Annotated in this window: 17 protein-coding genes; 4 read left to right on the top strand and 13 right to left on the bottom strand. The window is 54.2% G+C overall.

Translation table 11 applies throughout. The features are described 5' to 3' along the window. Positions 1 to 35: 35 nt before the first annotated feature. Genes lspA through ribF form a run of 3 tightly spaced genes read right to left on the bottom strand, consistent with a single transcriptional unit; the run spans position 36 to position 4,339 of the window. A complete protein-coding gene (gene lspA, locus O3S68_RS19475) occupies positions 36 to 536 on the bottom strand; it encodes a signal peptidase II (RefSeq protein ID WP_020456499.1) in 501 nt (166 codons plus the stop codon). Beyond that, positions 536 to 3,352 carry an isoleucine--tRNA ligase gene (gene ileS / locus O3S68_RS19480; RefSeq protein WP_097406959.1) on the bottom strand — a complete coding sequence of 939 codons (2,817 nt, stop codon included), beginning with the start codon at positions 3,350 to 3,352 and terminating at the stop codon, positions 536 to 538. The genes lspA and ileS overlap by 1 nt, the downstream gene beginning before the upstream one ends. A gap of 45 nt (positions 3,353 to 3,397) precedes the next feature. Continuing rightward, positions 3,398 to 4,339 carry a bifunctional riboflavin kinase/FAD synthetase gene (gene ribF / locus O3S68_RS19485; protein WP_269232251.1) on the bottom strand — a complete coding sequence of 314 codons (942 nt, stop codon included), beginning with the start codon at positions 4,337 to 4,339 and terminating at the stop codon, positions 3,398 to 3,400. Positions 4,340 to 4,665: 326 nt separating this feature from the next. On the opposite strand from ribF, the gene rpsT reads away from it, so the two are divergent. Then, complete coding sequence (gene rpsT, locus O3S68_RS19490) at positions 4,666 to 4,929, top strand: 30S ribosomal protein S20 (RefSeq protein ID WP_003856458.1); 264 nt, start codon at positions 4,666 to 4,668, stop codon at positions 4,927 to 4,929. A gap of 47 nt (positions 4,930 to 4,976) precedes the next feature. Here rpsT and nhaR read toward each other — a convergent pair whose 3' ends face one another. The 4 genes from nhaR to dnaK all read right to left on the bottom strand — a co-directional run bounded on the left by nhaR (position 4,977) and on the right by dnaK (position 10,371). Further along, a complete protein-coding gene (gene nhaR, locus O3S68_RS19495; RefSeq protein ID WP_269232252.1) occupies positions 4,977 to 5,876 on the bottom strand; it encodes a transcriptional activator NhaR in 900 nt (299 codons plus the stop codon). Positions 5,877 to 5,897: 21 nt separating this feature from the next. Beyond that, positions 5,898 to 7,061 (bottom strand): Na+/H+ antiporter NhaA, encoded by a 1,164-nt coding sequence (gene nhaA, locus O3S68_RS19500; protein WP_269232253.1) that lies wholly within the window; start codon positions 7,059 to 7,061, stop codon positions 5,898 to 5,900. A 165-nt stretch (positions 7,062 to 7,226) separates the two neighbouring features. Next, positions 7,227 to 8,372, bottom strand: coding sequence for a molecular chaperone DnaJ (gene dnaJ / locus O3S68_RS19505; RefSeq protein ID WP_017457872.1), 1,146 nt, complete (start codon positions 8,370 to 8,372; stop codon positions 7,227 to 7,229). A gap of 85 nt (positions 8,373 to 8,457) precedes the next feature. Beyond that, on the bottom strand, positions 8,458 to 10,371 hold the full coding sequence (gene dnaK, locus O3S68_RS19510; protein ID WP_097406957.1) for a molecular chaperone DnaK: 1,914 nt from the start codon (positions 10,369 to 10,371) through the stop codon (positions 8,458 to 8,460). 295 nt (positions 10,372 to 10,666) lie between these two features. Between dnaK and satP the strand changes: the two genes are divergently transcribed. Then, positions 10,667 to 11,233 carry an acetate uptake transporter gene (gene satP, locus O3S68_RS19515; RefSeq protein ID WP_020456493.1) on the top strand — a complete coding sequence of 189 codons (567 nt, stop codon included), beginning with the start codon at positions 10,667 to 10,669 and terminating at the stop codon, positions 11,231 to 11,233. A gap of 43 nt (positions 11,234 to 11,276) precedes the next feature. On the opposite strand, the gene O3S68_RS19520 is transcribed toward satP, so the two are convergent. From O3S68_RS19520 to tal, 3 genes are all read right to left on the bottom strand, one after another. Further along, positions 11,277 to 12,584, bottom strand: coding sequence for an MFS transporter (locus O3S68_RS19520; RefSeq protein ID WP_269232254.1), 1,308 nt, complete (start codon positions 12,582 to 12,584; stop codon positions 11,277 to 11,279). Between the two features lie 126 nt (positions 12,585 to 12,710). Beyond that, a complete protein-coding gene (gene mog / locus O3S68_RS19525; RefSeq protein WP_269232255.1) occupies positions 12,711 to 13,298 on the bottom strand; it encodes a molybdopterin adenylyltransferase in 588 nt (195 codons plus the stop codon). 107 nt (positions 13,299 to 13,405) lie between these two features. Further along, complete coding sequence (gene tal / locus O3S68_RS19530) at positions 13,406 to 14,359, bottom strand: transaldolase (protein WP_017457867.1); 954 nt, start codon at positions 14,357 to 14,359, stop codon at positions 13,406 to 13,408. A gap of 296 nt (positions 14,360 to 14,655) precedes the next feature. On the opposite strand from tal, the gene O3S68_RS19535 reads away from it, so the two are divergent. After that, complete coding sequence (locus O3S68_RS19535) at positions 14,656 to 16,086, top strand: alanine/glycine:cation symporter family protein (protein ID WP_269232256.1); 1,431 nt, start codon at positions 14,656 to 14,658, stop codon at positions 16,084 to 16,086. A gap of 80 nt (positions 16,087 to 16,166) precedes the next feature. Next, entirely contained in the window at positions 16,167 to 16,940 is a 774-nt protein-coding gene (gene yaaA / locus O3S68_RS19540) for a peroxide stress protein YaaA (protein WP_269232257.1), read from the top strand. A 42-nt stretch (positions 16,941 to 16,982) separates the two neighbouring features. Here yaaA and thrC read toward each other — a convergent pair whose 3' ends face one another. Genes thrC through thrA form a run of 3 tightly spaced genes read right to left on the bottom strand, consistent with a single transcriptional unit; the run spans position 16,983 to position 21,666 of the window. Further along, positions 16,983 to 18,269, bottom strand: coding sequence for a threonine synthase (gene thrC / locus O3S68_RS19545; RefSeq protein WP_269232258.1), 1,287 nt, complete (start codon positions 18,267 to 18,269; stop codon positions 16,983 to 16,985). 3 nt (positions 18,270 to 18,272) lie between these two features. Next, positions 18,273 to 19,202 (bottom strand): homoserine kinase, encoded by a 930-nt coding sequence (thrB, locus tag O3S68_RS19550; protein ID WP_269232259.1) that lies wholly within the window; start codon positions 19,200 to 19,202, stop codon positions 18,273 to 18,275. A 1-nt stretch (position 19,203) separates the two neighbouring features. Beyond that, positions 19,204 to 21,666 carry a bifunctional aspartate kinase/homoserine dehydrogenase I gene (thrA, locus tag O3S68_RS19555; protein ID WP_020456486.1) on the bottom strand — a complete coding sequence of 821 codons (2,463 nt, stop codon included), beginning with the start codon at positions 21,664 to 21,666 and terminating at the stop codon, positions 19,204 to 19,206. Positions 21,667 to 21,677: the final 11 nt, after the last annotated feature.

Genomic DNA, 21,677 nt, shown 5'->3' on the forward strand with positions numbered 1-21,677 from the left:
CAGCCTTAGCTTACCGGGCCTACAAAGCGGTTGGCTTATGCTTGTTTCTTCGCGACCGTTGAGGGCAGGAAACCTTCCAGCACAATCAGCGCCGCGCCAATACAAATTGCGGTATCGGCAAGGTTAAAGGTAGCAAAATGCCAGTCGCCCATATAAAAATCGATCATATCGACGACAAAGCCATGCCACAGACGATCAAACAGATTACCCAGCGCGCCGCCAATAATCAGCGCATAGGCGATATTGTTCAGTTTTTGCGAGGCTTTAGCGCGATACATCAGCACCGCCAGCACCACGCAGATACCGATAGCGATACCCGCGAAGAACCAGCGCTGCCAGCCGCCGCTGTCCGCCAGAAAACTGAATGCCGCGCCATAATTACGCGCGTAGTGCAAATTAAGCGACGGGAACAGCGACACCGTATCCCCCAGAGCAAAGTTCTGGAGGATCAGGTATTTGCTGCCCAGATCGATAATCAGCACGACCACCACCAGCCACAGCCAGCGCAGCCCTGTTGAAGAGATCGATTTACTCATCAGGCAAACTTACGTTTTTCGCCGTCACCGGCGACGTTGCTTACACAGCGTCCGCAAATATCTGCGTGTTCCGCCACCTGACCGACATCGGTGGTGTAATGCCAGCAGCGCGGGCATTTCTCACCTTCGGCTTTGCTCAATGCGACTTTCAGCCCTTTGAGCAGCTCGCTCTGCTGTGCATCCGCAGAAGCGCTGGCATAATCCGCAACTTTTGCGCCGGAGGTCAACAGGACAAATCGCAATTCCGTGCCCAACGCCGTCAGCTTCGCTGCCAGTTCCGGCTCGGCAAACAGCGTCACCGCCGCTTCCAGCGACCCACCAACTTTCTTGTCGGCGCGCGCCTGCTCGATAACCTTGTTCACTTCGCCACGCACTTTCAGCAGCTCATCCCAGAAGGCATCATTCATCGCTTCGCTGTCAGCCAGGCCAAACAAACCTTCATACCATTCACCGGTGAACACATATTTCTCGCGGGAACCTGGCAGATAACCCCAGATCTCATCAGCGGTGAAAGACATGATCGGCGCCATCCAGCGCACCAGTGCTTCACAGATGTGATACAGCGCGGTCTGGCAGCTACGGCGCGCCACGCTGTCCGCTTTCGCGGTGTACTGGCGGTCTTTGATGATGTCGAGATAGAACGAACCCATTTCGATAGAGCAGAAGCGCATCAGGCGCTGTACTACTTCATGGAAGTCATAGGATTCGTAGGCTTTAACGATGTCTTCTTGTGCTGCTTTCGCGCAGCCAACGGCCCAGCGATCCAGCACCACCATCTCTTCCGGTTTCACCATATCTTTTGCCGGATCGAAACCGTTCAGGTTCGCCAGCAGGAAACGCGCGGTGTTACGGATACGGCGATAGCTGTCGGCAGCACGTTTCAGGATCTCATCGGAAACCGCCATCTCACCGGTATAGTCAGTAGAGGCCACCCACAGACGCAGAATATCCGCGCCGAGTTTGTTCATCACTTCCTGCGGTGAAACGGTGTTGCCGATGGATTTGGACATTTTGCGTCCCTGACCATCAACGGTGAAGCCGTGCGTTAACACCTGGCGGTACGGCGCTTTGCCTTTCATCGCTGTGGAGATCATCAGCGAGGACATAAACCAGCCGCGATGCTGATCCGAACCTTCCAGATACATATCTGCTGCATGGCCGGCGAATTCCGGGCGCACATCGACAACAGAGGCGTGGGTTGAGCCGGAGTCAAACCAGACGTCCAGCGTATCCGGCACTTTCACATAATTGTCGGCATCGTCACCCATGATGTCGCGCGGGTCGAGATCCCACCATGCCTGAATACCGTCAACTTCAACGCGTTTGGCGACGGCTTCAATCAATTCCAGCGTGCGCGGGTGCAGCTCTTCGGTATCTTTATGCACGAACAGCGACATCGGTACACCCCAGGTGCGCTGGCGAGAAATACACCAGTCCGGGCGGTTAGCAACCATCGATTCGATACGCGCCTGGCCCCAGTCCGGGATCCACTGTACGCTTTTGATTTCACTCAGCGACTGCGCGCGCAGCCCTTTCTGATCCATGCTAACGAACCACTGCGGCGTCGCGCGGAAGATGATCGGCGACTTGTGACGCCAGCAGCACGGGTAGCTGTGCTGCATTTTTTCAACGTGCAGCAGCGCGCCTTTTTCAGTCAGCAGCGCCACGATGAGATCGTTCGCTTTAAAGACGTTAACGCCATCCAGCGTCGGATAAGTCCCCGGCAGATATGTACCATCCGGGCCAACCGGGTTGGCGATCTCCAGACCGTATTTCAGGCTAATGGTATAGTCATCCGGGCCGTGACCACCTGCGGTATGCACCGCGCCGGTACCGGCTTCCAGCGTGACGTGATCGCCAAGGATCGCCGGAACGTCGAAGTCGAGGAACGGGTGCTTAAAGCGCATCAGTTCCAGTTCGGAACCTTTTACCGTACCCAGCACCGAATAATCAGCAACGCCGATACGTTTCATCACGCTATCGACCAGATCTTTCGCCAGGATAAGCGCCTGACCGTCAATCTGCACCAGCGCATAGTCAAACTCCGGAGAAAGAGAAATGGCGCGGTTCGCAGGCAGCGTCCATGGCGTGGTGGTCCAGATAACCAGTGAGATTGGACCATTAACGGTAGCGGCACCAAATTTAGCTTTCACTGCGTCCTGGTCGACCGCGTGGAACGCGACATCAATAGACGGGGAGGTTTTGTCGTAGTACTCCACTTCCGCTTCCGCCAGTGCGGAACGGCAGTCGACGCACCAGTGCACCGGTTTGGCACCTTTCAGCAGATGACCGTTGCCGATGATTTTACCGAGCGCGCGAATGATATTGGCTTCGGTTTTGAAATCCATGGTCAGGTAAGGGTGCGACCAGTCGCCCAATACGCCAAGGCGGATAAAGTCTTTACGCTGGCCATCAACCTGCGTGGCGGCGTACTCGCGGCATTTAGCGCGGAATTCGGCGGCGGTAAACTTCTCACCCGGTTTGCCATATTCCTGCTCTACTTTCAGCTCGATCGGCAGACCGTGGCAATCCCACCCCGGAACATAAGGCGAGTCAAATCCTGCGAGTCCTTTGGACTTCACAATAATGTCTTTGAGAATTTTGTTAACCGAGTGACCAATATGAATGCTGCCATTCGCATATGGAGGGCCATCATGCAGAATGAAGGTTTTTTTGCCTTTTTTCGCCGCACGGATGATGCCGTACAGGTCATCATCAGTCCAACGCGCCAGCATTCCCGGTTCGCGCTTGGCGAGATCGCCGCGCATCGGGAACCCTGTTTCCGGCAAATTCAGGGTAGATTTATAGTCACTCATCAGATTCTCGGTTCCGTATTTCGGTTTGATTAATACCACCAGGCCTTAAGAAGCCGGTTTAGATAGCCCAAAAAAGTCGCGGGCCGCTACCTCATCTCGGGCGATTTGCGCTTTCAGTTCGTCAAGCGAGGCAAATCGCTGTTCGTTGCGTAATTTTTTACGCAGTACTACATCTATATGGCGCCCGTAGAGGTCCATTACAACGTCAAGCAAATGCACTTCCAGCTGCTGGCGCACACCCGCGACCGTTGGGCGAGTACCAATATTGGCAACGCCGGGAAGGACAGCATCGCCCAGTCCAGCCACTTCGACCGCATATACCCCTTTGACCGGGGAGACCTGACGGCGCAGCGGTAAATTCGCCGTCGGGAAACCAATGGTGCGCCCCAGTTCATCACCGTGCACAACGCGCCCGGAAATGGTAAAGGGGTGACCCAGTAAATTTGCAGCCAGTTCCAGGTTATCTTCCGCCAGCGCCTGACGCACTGCCGTGCTGCTAACACGCACGCCGCCCTGGCAGAAAGTTTGCGTGCTGGTGACGCTGAAACCATACTTTTCACCGGCCTTCTGTAATAACAAGAAATCCCCCTGGCGACCAGCGCCAAAACGGAAATCATCGCCGACTGCGAGGAATTTCACTCCAAGGCGTTCAACCAGCAAATCGCTGACAAACGTTTGTGCGGTGAGCGCCGCAAAACGGCGATCGAAGCGCACGCAGAGTACGTAGTCCACACCGCAATCGGCCAGCAAACGCAGCTTTTCACGCAGGCGGGTCAGCCGCGCAGGGGCTTTTTCCCCGGCGAACAATTCCAGCGGCTGCGGCTCAAAAATCATCACGACCACCGGCAGGCCAAGGGCGCGCCCTTCGGCGCCAAGCCCTTGCAATAGCGCCTGATGGCCACGATGCACACCATCGAAATTACCAATAGTCAGCACACACCCATGCGGTGCCTGGCTGAGATTATGTATGCCGCGTATCAGCTTCATGTCTGGCTCAAAACAGTGAAAATCGTCGGATTATACCTTGTACAGCGGGCGACGTTAACCGACGATTGCCTTAACAACGCAGAAAGGGGAAGGATTTCATCAGGCTGTCTACCTGTGCCATGAAAATCTGCCTTAGATAACGATTTTTCTGGCGGAAAAGCTGTATTCGCGACACGCAAGCTGTTAGAATCCTGCGCCATCAATACGTAACGAGCGTTGTACTTTAACGGCGCTTATTTGCACAAATCCATTGACAAAAGAAGGCGAAAAGGGCATATTCCCCGGCCTTTGAATTGTCCATATAGATCATATTTGGGAGTTGGACCTTGGCTAATATCAAATCAGCTAAGAAGCGCGCCGTTCAGTCTGAAAAGGCTCGCAAGCACAACGCTAGCCGCCGTTCAATGATGCGTACTTTCATCAAGAAAGTATACGCAGCAATTGAAGCTGGCGACAAAGCCGCTGCGCAGAATGCATTTAACGAAATGCAACCGATCGTGGATCGTCAGGCCGCTAAAGGTCTGATCCACAAAAACAAAGCAGCGCGTCATAAGGCTAACCTGACCGCGCAGATCAACAAACTGGCTTAATCGCTACGTTGTTGGCTTTGTGAAAAAACCCGCTTCGGCGGGTTTTTTTATTTCTGCGCTGGCGTAAAAAGCGCGGCGTAATCCCGATTGCAGATGCGTTGTACCGCCGGATGCTGAATCATCCGTTCTGCGAAAATGGCGTGGTACTCCTCCATCACGTTTTCCACCCGACCGATTTCTACCATGCGATCGTCAGCATAGAAGTCATCCGCATATAACGTCGGTGCAACAAAAATGGCGTTATGCGCCGCGCCAAAGGCTTTCATCAGGGCCGCATCATCAAACTCACCCAATATTTCTACCTGCAATCCCTGCGCGTTAAACCAATTCAGCAGCTTACGACCAAGCATTGAACGTCGACCAGGTATTAACAGGCGTCTTTCTTCCAGGCAAGCCGGAAACGGTTTTTTGAGCGTCGAATCACTGCACCAGAAACTGACGCTACACTCGCCAATTTTTACTGAAAACAGCCCTTCCTGCTGCGTGGAATCGATAGGACAGTCGGAGATAATCATATCAAGCTTATGCTGGCTCAACTGTTCCAGCAGCAATTCATGGGTAGATTCAAAACAGCGTAAGTGAATCTGCTCCCCTTCCTGTACAACCGCATCGAGAATACCGCTTACCAGCCTTTTCGAGAGCGCATCGGCGACGCCGACATCAAACAGCAGGTTCGACTCTTTGCGGTAGTTAATGATGTCGAGCATCTCCTGGCTCAGGGTAAACATTTTGTCGGCGTAACGGAAAACCAGCGCGCCCAGCTCGGTGGGTTCCAGTCCCCTTCCTTTACGCTTGAAAAGCTTGCCCTGTAAGCGATCTTCGAGCGCTTTGATCTGCCCGGTGATAGTTTGTGGCGTCAGGAAGAGCGCCTCCGCCGCACCAACGACGGAGCCTTCCCGATAGACATGCCAGAAGTAATAGAGATGATTGTAATTTATGTACGACATCGCCCTTTGTCCTGCTCGCCGTCAGGTACGGATAATGCGTGTACGCAGCAGACAATAACCGGTTACCGCAGAGAGAATCGAACCCGTCAGGATCCCAAGCTTGCTCCAGGCAACCATCTCCGCATGCGCGTCGCCAAAGGCCAGCGAAGAGATAAATATCGACATGGTAAAGCCGATACCGCACAGCACGCCGACCGCCATAATCTGTTTGAACACTGCGCCTTGCGGTAACCTCGCCAGTTTCAAACGCAGCGCCAGCCAGCAAAACAGCGAGATCCCAAGCGGTTTGCCAATAACAAGACCGGCAATAATGCCCAACGGCAACACATCTCCCAGCCCGGACAGCGACATTCCATGTAATGAAACACCCGCGTTCGCAAACGCGAACAACGGCAGGATCAGCCAGCCAACCCACGGGTTAATCGCGTCCACAAGTTGATGGAGCGGAGAGACACCTTTTTCTTCACGCAGTGGGACAAAGAAACCGACAACCACACCCGCGAGGGTCGCATGCACACCGGATTTCAGCACCGCTGTCCACAAGACAACGCCGACCAGCATGTAAAGGCCAATACGTCGGATATTCAACGCATTCATGATAGCAAGGACAACAATCGCGCCAGCGGCAACGCCCAGCGCCAGTGTTGAGAGGTCGCTGGTATAGAACAACGCGATAATAATAATCGCGCCCAGATCATCAATGATCGCCAGCGCCATCAAAAACACTTTCAGCACGGGCGGAACCTGGTTGCCTAATAACGCCAGCACCCCGAGAGCAAAGGCGATATCGGTTGCGGTTGGAATGGCCCAACCATGGCTCGCCAGGGGGTTATCGTGGTTAAACAGCAAAAAGATCAGCGCCGGAGCCACCATGCCGCCGAGTGCAGCAATTACCGGGAATACAGCCTGCTGGCGGCTGGCGAGCGTGCCCTGAACCAGTTCATATTTCACCTCCAGACCGACCATCAGGAAAAAGATTGCCATCAACGCATCGTTGATCCACAGCAGCATATCTTTTTTGATCTCCAGCGAGCCGACTTTCAGCTCAACAGGTGTTTGCAGAAAAGAGCTGTATAAATCCTGCGTAGCACCGAGGTTGGCGCAGAGCATCGCCAGCGCCGCCGCAATGATCAGCACAATGCCACCCGAGGCATCGCTGCTAAAGAAGCGTTGCAATAATTTCATCTTGTTCTCCGATCCCTGTAACGTCGTGGCGGCTATCTTACTCCGCTCTAATCCTCGACAAAATCAGATTATTGTTGCTGATAAACTCTCTTTTTCCGAGCAATTGAAAAGCGGATAAAAAAAGCCCGGCAGAAGCCGGGCCTGATAACGCATCATGAAGAAGGCTTAACGGGTTAAATCGTCAAAGAATTTCTTCACGCCGTCGAAGAAGCTCTTGGAGCGCGGGCTATTATTTTCGCCTGTCGGGCCGCCAAAGCTATCCTGCAGATCTTTCAGCAGCTGTTTCTGCTTGTCGTTCAGGCCGACCGGCGTTTCTACAACCACGCGACACAGCAAATCGCCCTGTGCGCCGCCGCGAACGGATTTCACCCCTTTGCCGCGCATACGGAACAGTTTGCCCGTCTGGGTTTCGGTCGGTACTTTCAGCTTCACGCGACCATCCAGCGTCGGCACTTCGATTTCACCGCCCAGCGCCGCCATGGCAAAGTTGATCGGCACTTCGCAGTACAAGTTGTTGCCTTCACGTTCAAAGATCGGGTGCTGTTTTACTTGCACCTGAACGTACAGATCACCTGCCGGTGCACCGTGTTCACCCGCTTCGCCTTCACCACTCAGACGAATGCGATCGCCGGTATCCACGCCTGCCGGGATTTTAACGGACAGGGTTTTGGATTTTTCGACGCGGCCATGACCGTGACATTTGTTGCATGGATCTTTAATCAGCGTACCCCGGCCCTGACAGTGCGGACAGGTCTGCTGCACGGCAAAAAAGCCCTGGCGCATCTGTACCTGGCCAGAACCGTGACAGGTCGGACAGGTCTGCGGCTGCGTACCCGCTTTCGCGCCGCTGCCGTGGCACACGTCGCACTCTTCAAGCGTAGGAATACGGATCTCTTTCGTGACGCCGCGAACGGCTTCTTCCAGCGTCAAATCCATGTTGTAGCGCAAATCCGCGCCGCGCGCCGCGCGCTGACGACCACGGCCACCGCCGAAAATATCGCCAAACACGTCGCCGAAAATATCGCTGAAGTCCGCGCCGCCGCCAAAACCGCCGCCGCCGAACCCACCACCGCCCATGCCGCCTTGTTCAAACGCCGCATGACCGTACTGATCGTAAGCCGCACGTTTTTGGGCATCGGTCAGGACTTCGTAGGCTTCTTTAATTTCTTTGAATTTGGCTTCGGCCTCTTTATCGCCCTGGTTGCGGTCCGGGTGATATTTCATGGCCAGGCGTTTGTACGCCTTTTTGATTTCACGCTCTTCCGCTGTTTTCGGAACGCCTAAAATCTCGTAATAGTCTTGCTTCGCCATCGGTTTATCTGCCCCTTAACATACGAGCACGGGCGTGGAGAAAACCCCGACGCCCGTGCTGGTTATCTACCCTGCATCAGGGCGATTATTTTTTGTCTTTTACTTCTTCAAACTCGGCATCAACAACATCGTCGTCTTTCGCGTTGTTCGCAGAAGCATCAGCCCCCGCCTGCTGTTGCGCGTGCTGTTGCTGTGCGATTTCCAGCAGTTTCTGGGAAGCCTGCGCCAGCGCCTGCATTTTCGCTTCGATGTCAGCCTTGTCTTCGCCTTTCAGCGCCGTTTCCAGCTCGCTCAGCGCAGCGTCGATAGCAGTTTTGTCTTCCGCCGGCAGTTTATCGCCTGCTTCTTCAACCTGCTTACGGGTGCTGTGCAGCAGATGGTCTGCCTGGTTACGGGTCTGCACCAGTTCTTCAAATTTACGGTCAGCTTCAGCGTTTGCTTCAGCATCGCGTACCATTTTCTGGATTTCATCTTCGTTCAGACCAGAAGAAGCCTTGATGGTGATCTTCTGCTCGCGGTTGGTATTTTTGTCTTTTGCAGACACGTGCAAAATACCATCGGCGTCGATGTCGAAGGTAACTTCAATCTGCGGCATACCGCGCGGTGCCGGGTTGATACCATCGAGGTTGAACTGACCCAGCGATTTGTTATCAGACGCACGTTTACGCTCACCCTGCAGCACATGGATGGTTACCGCAGACTGGTTGTCTTCCGCAGTAGAGAACACCTGGCTGTGCTTGGTCGGGATAGTGGTGTTTTTGTTGATCAGCGCAGTCATCACGCCGCCCATGGTTTCGATACCCAGCGACAGCGGGGTAACGTCCAGCAGCAGAACGTCTTTCACTTCACCAGTCAGAACACCGCCCTGCACCGCAGCACCGATAGCAACGGCTTCGTCCGGGTTAACGTCTTTACGCGGCTCTTTACCGAAGAACTCGGCCACTTTTTTCTGCACCATCGGCATACGCGTCTGGCCACCGACCAGGATCACGTCGTTGATGTCAGATACGGACAGACCCGCATCCTGCAGCGCAACTTTCAGCGGCTCGATGGAACGGTTAACCAGGTCTTCAACCAGGCTTTCCAGTTTCGCGCGAGTCACTTTGATGTTCATGTGTTTCGGGCCGGTCGCATCTGCAGTGATATACGGCAGGTTCACGTCAGTCTGCTGCGCGGAAGAGAGCTCAATTTTCGCTTTTTCTGCCGCTTCTTTCAGACGCTGCATCGCCAGCGGATCGTTACGCAGATCAATACCCTGATCTTTCTTGAACTCTTCTACCAGGTAGTTGATCAGACGGCTGTCGAAGTCTTCACCACCCAGGTGGGTATCACCGTTGGTTGCCAGAACTTCGAAGGTTTTTTCGCCATCAACTTCATCGATTTCGATGATAGAGATATCGAAAGTACCGCCACCCAGGTCATATACCGCGATAGTACGGTTGCCGGTTTCTTTATCCAGACCGTACGCCAGCGCTGCCGCTGTCGGTTCGTTGATAATACGTTTAACTTCCAGACCTGCGATACGACCGGCGTCTTTGGTTGCCTGACGCTGCGCATCGTTAAAGTAAGCCGGAACGGTGATAACAGCTTCAGTTACCGGTTCACCCAGGTAATCTTCAGCGGTTTTCTTCATTTTTTTCAGCACTTCCGCAGAAATCTGCGGCGGCGCCATTTTGGTGCCTTTTACATCAATCCACGCATCGCCGTTGTCGGCTGCGATGATTTTGTACGGCATGATAGATTCGTCACGCTGGACTTCCTCGTCCTGGAAGCGACGGCCAATCAGGCGTTTGATCGCAAACAAAGTGTTTTGCGGGTTCGTCACTGCCTGACGTTTAGCCGGCTGACCTACCAGAGTTTCGCCATCCTGTGTATAAGCGATAATAGAAGGCGTGGTGCGATCGCCTTCGGCGTTCTCCAGCACACGAGCCTGAGCGCCATCCATAATGGCTACACAAGAGTTGGTTGTCCCAAGGTCGATACCAATAATTTTACCCATCTAAACGTCTCCACTAAAAATTCGTCATCATGTGGTTGTGAACCTGTAATAAGGGCGAAACGTGCGGTTTCAACTACCCTGTATTGTTTTTTTTCAGGCTCACACACTGCGGTTGACTACAAGATGGGGTCGCAAGCTCGCGCATCAAGGGGGAGCGGTAAAAAATTTTTTAATTTACACCTGTTCAGATCATAGACAGGTTCAATGGCGCTATTTATGATGCCGCGCCCCGCCTCCTCAATACCGACGCGGGGCTTTCATTTTCCCTTTTCATATTGATTTATTTTGAGGAATTATGGGCAACACTAAGTTGGCTAATCCGGCTCCGCTGGGCTTAATGGGCTTCGGCATGACCACTATTCTGCTTAACCTGCACAATATTGGTTTGTTCCCGATGGATGTCATTATCCTGGCGATGGGCATTTTCTATGGTGGTATCGCACAAATTTTTGCCGGTCTGCTTGAGTATAAAAAAGGCAACACCTTCGGTTTAACTGCGTTCACCTCCTACGGCTCTTTCTGGTTGACGCTGGTAGCGATTCTGCTGTTCCCGAAAATGGGGCTGGCAGAAGCAACCAACGGCCATTTCCTGGGCGTTTATTTAGGCATCTGGGGCGTATTCACACTGTTTATGTTCTTCGGCACGCTGAAAGGCGCACGCGCACTGCAATTCGTCTTCCTGAGTCTGACGGTGCTGTTCGCGCTGCTGGCAATTGGCCACCTGGCTGATAACGAAGGCATTGTTCACGTTGCAGGCTGGATCGGTCTGGTATGTGGTGCCAGCGCAATCTATCTGGCGATGGGCGAAGTGCTGAACGAACAGTTCGAACGCACTGTGCTGCCAATTGGCGAGAAGCACTAATTTCTATGGATAAAACAAAACGGAGCCATTTGGCTCCGTTTTTTTATGATTGCTGTACCGCGCCTTCAGTCACGTTATCCTGGTAATGAAGATCCTGACGCAGCAAAATCCCCAATCCCAGGCCAAGCAGCGACAGCGCCAGCACATACCATGCGGGAGCCATCGGCGAAACGCCCATCAGCATCGTAACGGCAATCGGCGTCAGTCCACCGAAAATGGCATACGACACGTTATACGAGAATGAAATACCGGTGAAACGCACCTCTGCCGGGAAGGCGCGCACCATTACGTAGGGCACCGCGCCCACCACGCCAACGCACAGCCCCACTACGCCATACAAAAGAAACAGCTGCTCAGGGTGGCTGCCGACCAGGTGATAGAAAAACCAGCTGGAACAGGCCAGCAGAATGCTGCCAACAATAAAAGTACGACTGGCACCAAATTTGTCCACCAGCAGTCCGGCAGCAAGACAACCCAAACAGAGCATCACAGTGGCGATACTGTTCGCCTGCAGCGTCAGCGCTGGCGCGAAACCATACTGTTTTTGTAGCCAAACCGGCGACATCAGGATCACCACCACAATCCCGGCGGACAACAGCCAGGTCAGCAGCATCGAAACCACCACCGCTTTTTTATGTTTCATTACCACGGATTTGACCGGCAACTCCTGCGCCAACGCTTTTCGCTGCTGGAGCTCAAGGAAAATCGGCGTTTCCTCTAACCAGCGACGCAAGTACATGGCCACCAGACCAAACGCCCCGCCCAACAGGAACGGAATACGCCAGCCGCCATCGTGAATAGCCTGCTGCGTCATGCTGGTGTTCACCAGCGTGGCGACTACAGAGCCGAGCAAAATGCCTACCGTCAGCCCCGCGGTTAACGTCCCACAGGCAATACCAATGCGGCGAGCCGGAACATGTTCGGCCACAAAAACCCAGGCGCCAGGCACTTCACCACCAATCGCCGCGCCTTGCAGCACACGCATTAACAGCAGCAGCAACGGCGCAACAATGCCCATCGAGGCATAGGTCGGCAGCAAACCAATCGCCAGCGTCGGCAGCGCCATTAGCAGGATACTGAGCGTAAACATCTTCTTGCGCCCGACCAAATCGCCAAAGTGCGCCATCACAATGCCGCCGAGCGGACGAGCCAAGTAACCTGCGGCAAAAATGCCAAAGGTCTGCACCTGGCGCAGCCATTCCGGGATATCAGCAGGGAAAAAGAGTTCACCGACAACGGCGGCAAAGAAGACGAAAATGATGAAATCATAAAACTCCAGCGCGCCACCCAGCGCGGCTAGCGTCAGCGTTTTATAGTCTTGTCTGTTCAGAGGGCGTGTATAAGTTGACATAGCAAACCGTTTGTAAAGAGGAAGTGTTAATTTAATTATTACGGATACTGTAAATTAAAAATTACTATACCGTAAATAAATTAACACTCCATAGACGGCACTGCTTATCTCAGAAAAGAATCTTTTTTAGGATAAAACTTCACGCCTCGCGCTCTTAGGCCTAAAAGATGCTACAACTTGCGGATCTGTCTCGACGTATGGGCCGTCCAGCAACTGTACACAATACGGTACACTGGCAAAAATACCCGGCACTTTCACTGTACCATCTTCATCTTTAAGCCCTTCCAGTGTCTCTTTTATCGATTTCGGCTGGCCGGGCAAATTGAGGATCAGCGCCTGCTTGCGGATCACACCGACCTGGCGGGAAAGGATCGCGGTCGGCACAAAATTGAGGCTGATTTGCCGCATCTGTTCGCCAAACCCGGGCATTTCGCGATCGGCTACCGCCAGCGTTGCATCCGGCGTTACATCGCGGCGCGCAGGCCCGGTTCCGCCAGTGGTCAGCACCAGATGGCAACTCATTTCATCCACCAGCTCGCACAGGGTTTGTTCGATAATGCTTTGCTCATCCGGGATCAGGCGAGTTTCAATCTGAAAAGGGGTTGTCAGGGCGCTCGCCAGCCACGCTTCCAGTGCGGGCAAACCTTTGTCCTGATAAACGCCGCTGGAGGCGCGATCGGAAACCGAAACTAAACCAATGCGTAGTGTGTCCATATTCATTCCGTGCAAAAAAACAATTTAACGAAATGATACACGCTGAGGGGAAAGGCAAACAGAGCAGAGAGAAGAAGCGTGACCGGGAACCCGGCCACGCCTTGTGATTACAGCAGATCGCCGATCATTTTTTCCAGTTTTTCCTGGTCAACGGCAAACTTACGGATACCGTCCGCCAGTTTATCAACCGCCATCGGATCCTGGTTGTGCTGCCACAGGAATTCCGCTTCGGTGATGCGCTCAGGACGCGCTTTCACTTCGCCGGTGTAAGCGAGTTTACGTTCAATGGTGCCCGCGCTTTCAGACAGCTCTTTCAGCAGTGCCGGCGCGATGGTCAGACGGTCGCAGCCCGCCAGTTCAATAATTTCGCCGGTGTTACGGAAACTTGCGCCCATTACCACGGTTTCGTAACCGTGCTGTTTGTAGTACTGGTATATTTCCGTAACGGAAACCACACCCGGATCTTCTGCCGGTGCGTACTCTTTCTTGTCGGTATTGGCTTTGTACCAGTCGAGAATACGGCCAACGAACGGAGAGATCAGGAACACGCCCGCTTCAGCACATGCGCGCGCCTGTGCAAAGGAGAACAGCAGCGTCAGGTTACAGTTGATACCTTCTTTTTCCAGCTGTTCTGCAGCGCGGATGCCCTGCCAGGTGGACGCCAGCTTGATCAGGATACGATCGTTGCTGATACCCGCATCGTTGTACATTTTGATCAGGCGTTTTGCTTTCGCGATAGACGCGTCGGTGTCGTAAGAGAGACGCGCATCCACTTCGGTGGAGATACGGCCAGGGATCAGTTTGAGGATTTCCAGACCGATATTCACTGCCAGTCGGTCTGTTGCATCAACAACCTGCTGCGCACGATCGCTGCTCTGGCTACGCGCCCAGGTCACGGCGTCGTCAATCAGTTTGCGGTATTCAGGGATTTGGGCAGCCCCAAGAATCAGAGAAGGGTTAGTTGTTGCATCCTGCGGCTGGTACAGCTTCATTGCCGCGATATCTCCGGTATCAGCCACGACTGTGGTGTACTGACGCAGGGAGGTCAATTTATCCGTCATGATAATATTTCTCTTTAAACGATACCCTAATACTCCACGCTAAGACCGACGACGCGTTGCTGCGCCTGGCGCATTAACGCAGCCAGCGCACCTGAACGAGAAGTATGACGAGTATACTTGTTAGGGGGATGTAACCGGTCTGCCCATGATGATAACACGACGCCTTGCCAGCGCAACCGCAGACAATGCTCTGAAAATTGTATGGTAAACTCACTTAATTAATTGCCTGCGAAGTGATGCATACACTCCTGTAGCCACGCCCCAGGCCCCCCCCGGCATCAACAAGAGGAATGTTAATGCCTGAATTTTTCTCATTCATCAGTGAAATCCTTTGGGGTTCATTGATGGTTTACCTGCTGGCGGCGGCAGGTATCTGGTTTGCTTTCCGCAGCCGGTTTGTCCCCTTCCGTTTCATTCGCGATTTTGGCCAAAGTCTGAAAAGCAGCCGAGTTGCACAGCCTGGTGCGCTCTCGTCGTATCAGGCGTTATGCCTGAGCCTTGCGACAAGGCTCGGCAGCGGTAACCTGGCGGGCGTGGCGTTTGCACTGACCACCGGCGGCCCTGGAGCGATTTTCTGGATGTGGGTTTCCGCCATTATTGGCATGGTCATTAGCTTTGCCGAATGTTCGCTGGCGCAATTGTACAAAGAGCGTGATGACAATCAGCAGCTGCGCGGCGGTCCGGCATGGTATATGGAACGCGGGCTGGGCATGCGCTGGATGGGTGTGCTGTTCTCCATCTTTCTGTTGCTCACCTACGGTCTGGTGTTTAACACCATTCAATCCACGGCGATGGCACAAGCCGCGCGTTATGCGTGGAACGTGCCCGGGTTTATCAGTGGGATCGTGCTTGCTGCGTGTGCTTTTCTGTTCATGCTCAAAGGGCTTAACAACGTTGCGCGCTTGATGCAGTGGATGGTGCCGGTAATGGCACTGGCCTGGATTGTCGTGAGTTTTGGCGTCAGCCTGTGGCATGCCAATCTGCTGCCTGCGGTTCTTGTGAACATTGTCAAAAGCGCTTTTGGCTGGCAGGAAGCGGCAACCGGAACCATGGCTTACACCCTTAGCCAGGCCATCACCAGCGGTTTTCAACGTAGCATGCTCGCGAATGAAGCGGGTATGGGATCGTCCCCCAACGCCGCCGCCACTGCCGCATCATGGCCACCACACCCTGTCGCCCAGGGTTTTGTGCAGATGATTGGCGTCGTGACAGATACTTTTCTGGTCTGTACCGCCAGCGCGTTTATTCTGCTGCTCGCGGGAAATGCGCCAGCTACAGGCGCGATCGGCGGAACACAATTGATGCAGCAGGCGATGGTGTCGCTGACAGGAAGCTGGGGCGCGGGGTTCGTTGCCGCCATCGTGGCGCTGTTTGCATTTACGTCGATTGTGGCGAACTACACCTACGCGGAAAACAACCTGATCTTTTTGCGCCGTAATAGCGCAAGGAATATCTGGTTACTGCGCACAGCTGTTTTGCTGATGGTGCTAATGGGCTCGTTTTTCAGCCTGCCGATAATCTGGCACGTCGCCGACGTGATGATGGCGTTGATGGCTATTACCAACCTGACCGCGATCCTGTTGCTTTCGCCAGTAGTGAGACTGCTGGCGCGTGATTACCAGCGCCAGCGTAAACTTGGCGTCATGCCGGTCTTTGATCCGAAGCGCTACCCGGAGATCAAACGCCAGCTGGCGCCGGGGAGCTGGGATGACATTCCCCGTTCGTAGCGCTAATCGCAACTATCGATCAAGTCTGTTGGTTTTTTTGCTAAAGTCAGCGGAAATTTCTCGCACAGCAAGGACTGAGTATGCTGATTTTGATTTCACCTGCTAAAACACTCGATTACCAAAGCCCGCTGGCGACCACGCGCTTCACCCAGCCGGAACTGCTGGATCACGCCCAGCAATTGATTAAGACCGCGCGAAAACTTTCTGCGCCGCAAATCAAAGCGCTGATGGGCATCAGCGATAAGCTCGCCGATCTTAACGCGACCCGCTTTCACGACTGGCAACCTGATTTCACCCCGGAAAATGCGCGCCAGGCGATTCTGGCCTTCAAAGGCGACGTCTACACCGGTCTGCAGGCGGAAACCTTCAGCGAGGCGGATTTCGACTTTGCGCAGCAGCATCTGCGCATGCTTTCCGGGTTATACGGCGTGCTGCGCCCGCTGGATCTGATGCAACCTTACCGGCTGGAGATGGGCATCCGGCTGGAGAACGCCAAAGGTAAGGATCTGTATCAATTCTGGGGCGATATCATTACCCACAAACTCAACGACGCCATTCCCGCCCAGGGCGACGATATTGTTATCAATCTGGCCTCCGACGAATATTTCCGCTCGGTCAAAACCCAGAAACTGAAAGCCAGGGTAATCAAACCTGTGTTCCTTGATGAGAAGAATGGCAAGTTTAAGGTCATCAGCTTCTACGCCAAAAAAGCGCGTGGGTTGATGAGCCGCTACATCATTGAGCAGCGTTTGACGAAACCGGAGCAGTTAGCGGGGTTTGATAGCGAAGGGTATTTCTTTGATGAAGAAGCGTCCGCGCAGGACGAAATGGTGTTTAAGCGTCACGAGCAGTAAGCGTTATGTTTCCCCTGCCAGCAGGCAGGGGAAACAGAGACATTACGCTTTGCTCATCATCAACTGACGCAGGGCGGAGAAATCCGCAGGCAACTGATGCGAAAGCAGTGGTAAGTCGGCGCGATCGGCCAGCTCTTTTGGCAGCGGCAAGGTTTCTCCCAGAATCTCCTCAACACTCTCTTTGAACTTCGCCGGATGCGCGGTGCCGAGGAACAGGCCGTACTCGCCCGGTTGCAGTTGATCGCGCAGCGCACGGTAAGCGATGGCAGCATGCGGTTCAGAAATGTAGCCCTTGCCTTTCAACTCGCGGATCGTGGCTTTCGTGGTTTCGTCATCCACCGCTGCATAACCCAACTCGTTTAAGCGCCAGATCTTACGACGGAACAACTCTTCAACACGCGGCCAGTTATTCGGCTGGCTCACATCCATCGCATTCGACAATGTCGCCTGCGTCGCTTTAGGCTGCCATTGCCCCTCTTTCAAGAAGCGCGGAACCGTGTCATTGGCGTTGGTGGCGGCGATAAAACGCTTGATCGGCAGCCCCAGAGATTTCGCCAGCAAACCGGCGGTCAGATCACCGAAGTTACCGCTCGGCACGGAAACCACCAGTTGATTGCGTGCTTCCTGCGGCAGTTGTGCAACCGCTTCAAAGTAATAACAAATCTGTGCCAGCAGACGGCTGATGTTGATCGAGTTTGCCGAGTTCAAGCCCAGTACCGTTTTCAGCTCTTCATCATCGAATGCCTGTTTAACCAGTGCCTGGCAGGCATCGAAATCCGCATCGATAGCGACAGTTTCGATATTACCGCCCAATGTACAGAACAGTTTTTCCTGCAGCGGGCTGATTTTGCCCTGCGGATAGAGGATCACCACACGCACGTTCTTCATTCCGTAGAAGGCATGTGCCACCGCAGCGCCCGTATCGCCAGACGTCGCCGTCAGAATGGTCACCGGTTTGTCGCCGCTGATAGCACTCAGCATTTGCGCCATAAAACGCCCGCCGAAATCTTTAAACGCCAGCGTAGGTCCGTGGAAAAGCTCCAGGCAGCCAACGTCGCTCTCCACCGGTTTTACCGGCGCAGGGAAAGCAAACGCGGCACGCACGCGGGCTTCCAGCGCATCCTCAGGAATTTCATCGCCAATAAACGCCGCAAGGATTTTCGCACTGCGGGTGACGAAATCCTGCGCCAGCATCTCATCGACCTCGGTCAGGTTAAATTCCGGCAGATCGTGCGGGAAGAACAGCCCCTGATTTTTGCCAAGCCCCTGGGTGACGGCCTGCGCAAAGCTGACCTGTTCGTTATGATCTTTTAAGTTGTAAAGTTTCATTGGTTATCCCACTACGCGAGCGCCCGCCGTGTCCAGCCGGCAAATATGAACGAAGCCTTCCTGATTTTGCAGATAGTGCTTGCCGAGCCAGTCGGCAACGCGCTGAGCGGTATCCGGCTTGTCGCACAAGGCAAACAGCGTTGGTCCGGAACCCGAGATCCCGCAGGCCAGCGCGCCAATATCCGCCACTGCTTTACGTGCTTCCGCAAACCCCGGCAGCAATTTCATGCGGTACGGTTCGGCAATCACATCTTTCATTAATTTTGCTGCCAGCGCAGGCTGACGGCTGTAGCAAGCATGGATAAAGCCCGCCAGGTGGCGACCATGAGCAATGCAATCCTGGCGGCGATATTGCGCTGGCAGGATCGCGCGCGCTTCGGCTGTCGAGACTTTAATGCCTGGATACGCCAAAACCCACAGCCACTCATCAAAGCCTGGCACCTGCTGGCTGATAATGCCGCTTTCCTCGATCATCAATTGCATGCCGCCGAGGTAGCAAGGCGCGACGTTATCGTAATGCACGCTACCGGAAATACGCCCTTCCAGCTCGCCCATCAGCGCCAGCATGCGTGTTTCGTTCAGCGGCTTACCGCAGAACTCATTCATGGCGACCAGCGCCGCGACCACCGAACAAGCGCTGGAGCCGAGCCCCGAGCCTATCGGCATGTTTTTTTCCAGCGTCATCGCGACGGGAACCTGCTTGCCGATCTCCTGACAAAACAGTTCCCAGCACTGATAAACGATATTTTCTTTCGGCTCAGTCGGTAATTTACTGGCGAAGCGGCCCACATTCTTCAGGCTGAAATGATCGGCTGCTTCCACACTGACATTATCGCCCAACAATGTGCCATCCACAGGCGTAACCGCCGCGCCGAGCACATCAAAACCCACGCTCATATTGGCACTGGAGGCCGGAGCATACACCTTCACCATCTCAGACTCCTAACTTCCAGGACAGGGTGCGCAGCAGGTCGGCGAACACGCCCGCTGCCGTCACATCATTACCCGCGCCATATCCGCGCAGCACCAGCGGTAACGGCTGGTAATAGTGGCTGTAGAACGCCAGCGCGTTCTCGCCGTTTTTCACTTTGAACAGCGGATCGTTGCCATCAACAGCCGCGATTTTCACCCGGCAAGTGCCATCTTCTTCAATGTTGCCGACATAACGCAGCACCTTACCTTCATCGCGCGCTTTTGCGACTCGTGCGGCAAAATCATCATCCAGCTCCGGCAGACGCGCCATAAAACTCTCAACATCGCCTGAATCGTCAAAACTCGCCGGCAACACCGGTTCGATGACGATATCCGACAACTCCAGTTCACGACCGGTTTCGCGCGCCAGAATCAGCAGCTTACGCGCCACATCCATACCGGAGAGATCATCCCGCGGATCCGGCTCGGTGTAGCCCATTTCACGAGCAAGATGCGTTGCCGCCGACAGGCTCACCCCTTCATCCAGCTTGCCGAAAATAAACGACAAGGAACCGGAAAGAATACCGGAGAAATGCTGCAGCTCGTCCCCGGCGTTCAGCAGGTTTTGCAGGTTTTCAATCACCGGCAAGCCCGCACCAACGTTAGTGTCGTACAGGAATTTACGCCGCGATTTTTCCGCCGCGCGACGCAACTGGTGGTAATAATCCAGCGATGAGGTGTTGGCTTTTTTGTTCGGCGTCACAACGTGGAAACCTTCCCGCAGGAAATCCGCATACTGGTCAGCCACCGCCTGGCTGGAAGTACAGTCAACAATCACCGGGTTCAGCAGGTGATACTCTTTCACCAGGCGAATCAGGCGGCCCAGGTTAAACGGCTCTTTGGCTTGTGCCATTTCCGCTTGCCAGTTATCCAGATTCAGGCCGTGAACATTAGTCAGCAGCGCTTTCGAGTTCGCCACACCACAAACACGCAGATCAATATGTTTGTTTTTCAGCCATGTTTGCTGGCGCTTAAGCTGTTCCAGCAGCGCACCGCCGACACCGCCGACGCCAATCACAAACACCTCTATCACCTGGTCGGTGTTAAACAGCATCTGGTGCGTGACGCGCACGCCAGTGGTGGCATCATCGTTGCTAACGACTACGGAGATCGAGCGTTCGGAGGAGCCCTGAGCAATCGCCACAATATTAATATTTGCGCGCGCCAGCGCCGCAAAAAACTTCGCCGAAATCCCGCGCAATGTGCGCATACCGTCGCCGACAACAGAGATGATCGCCAGACGCTCCATTACCGCCAGCGGTTCCAGCAGGCCTTCTTTCAATTCCAGATAGAACTCTTCGCTCATGGCACGCTGGGCACGGGCGCAATCGGATTGCGGCACACAGAAGCTGATGCTGTATTCCGAGGACGACTGGGTGATCAGCACAACGGAAATGCCGTTGCGCGACATCGCGGCAAACACACGTGCCGCCATGCCGACCATGCCCTTCATCCCCGGACCGGAGACGCTGAACATCGCCATGTTATTCAGATTCGAAATGCCTTTTACCGGCAGACCATCTTCATCAGAGGTCGCGCCAATCAGCGTACCCGGTGCTTGCGGGTTGCCGGTGTTTTTGATCAGGCAAGGAATTTGAAACTGTGCGATGGGGGTGATGGTACGGGGGTGAAGAACTTTGGCGCCGAAGTAGGAAAGCTCCATGGCTTCCTGGTACGACATCGACTTGAGCAACCTGGCGTCTGGCACCTGGCGCGGGTCGCAAGTATAAACGCCGTCGACATCGGTCCAGATCTCACAACAATCTGCGCGCAGACAGGCCGCGAGTACGGCAGCAGAATAGTCGGAACCGTTACGCCCAAGCACCACCAGTTCACCCTTTTCATTCCCGGCGGTGAAACCAGCCATCAGCACCATATGATCCGCAGGAATACGGCTGGCGGCGATACGGCGAGTAGATTCAGCGATATCGACCGTTGATTCAAGGTAATGGCCGACCGCGAGCAATTTCTCAACCGGATCGATAACGCTGACTTTATGACCGCGCGCTTCCAGTAACCCCGCCATGATGGCGATGGAGAGTTTCTCACCACGGCAAATTAACGCCGCGTTAATGCTGTCCGGGCACTGGCCGAGCAGGCTGATACCATGCAGAACGTGTTTGATCTGCGCGAACTCTTGTTCAACAAAAGCTTTTAATTGTGCGAGTGGAAAGCCCGGTTGCGCATCCGCCAGCCCTTGCAGCAGGTCGGCGAAGATACGCTCGGCGTCGCTAATGTTCGGAATCGCATCCTGGCCGCCGATCGTTTTTTCGATCATTGCCACCAGATGGTTAGTAATTTTCGCCGGGGCAGAAAGCACGGTGGCCACCTGCCCCTGCCTGGCATTACTTTCCAGGATATCGGCAACACGCAGAAAACGCTCCGCATTTGCCACTGATGTACCGCCGAACTTCAACACTCGCATGGTTTACCCCT

The organism is Kosakonia sp. SOY2, assembly GCF_027109175.1.
Lineage (GTDB): Bacteria > Pseudomonadota > Gammaproteobacteria > Enterobacterales > Enterobacteriaceae > Kosakonia.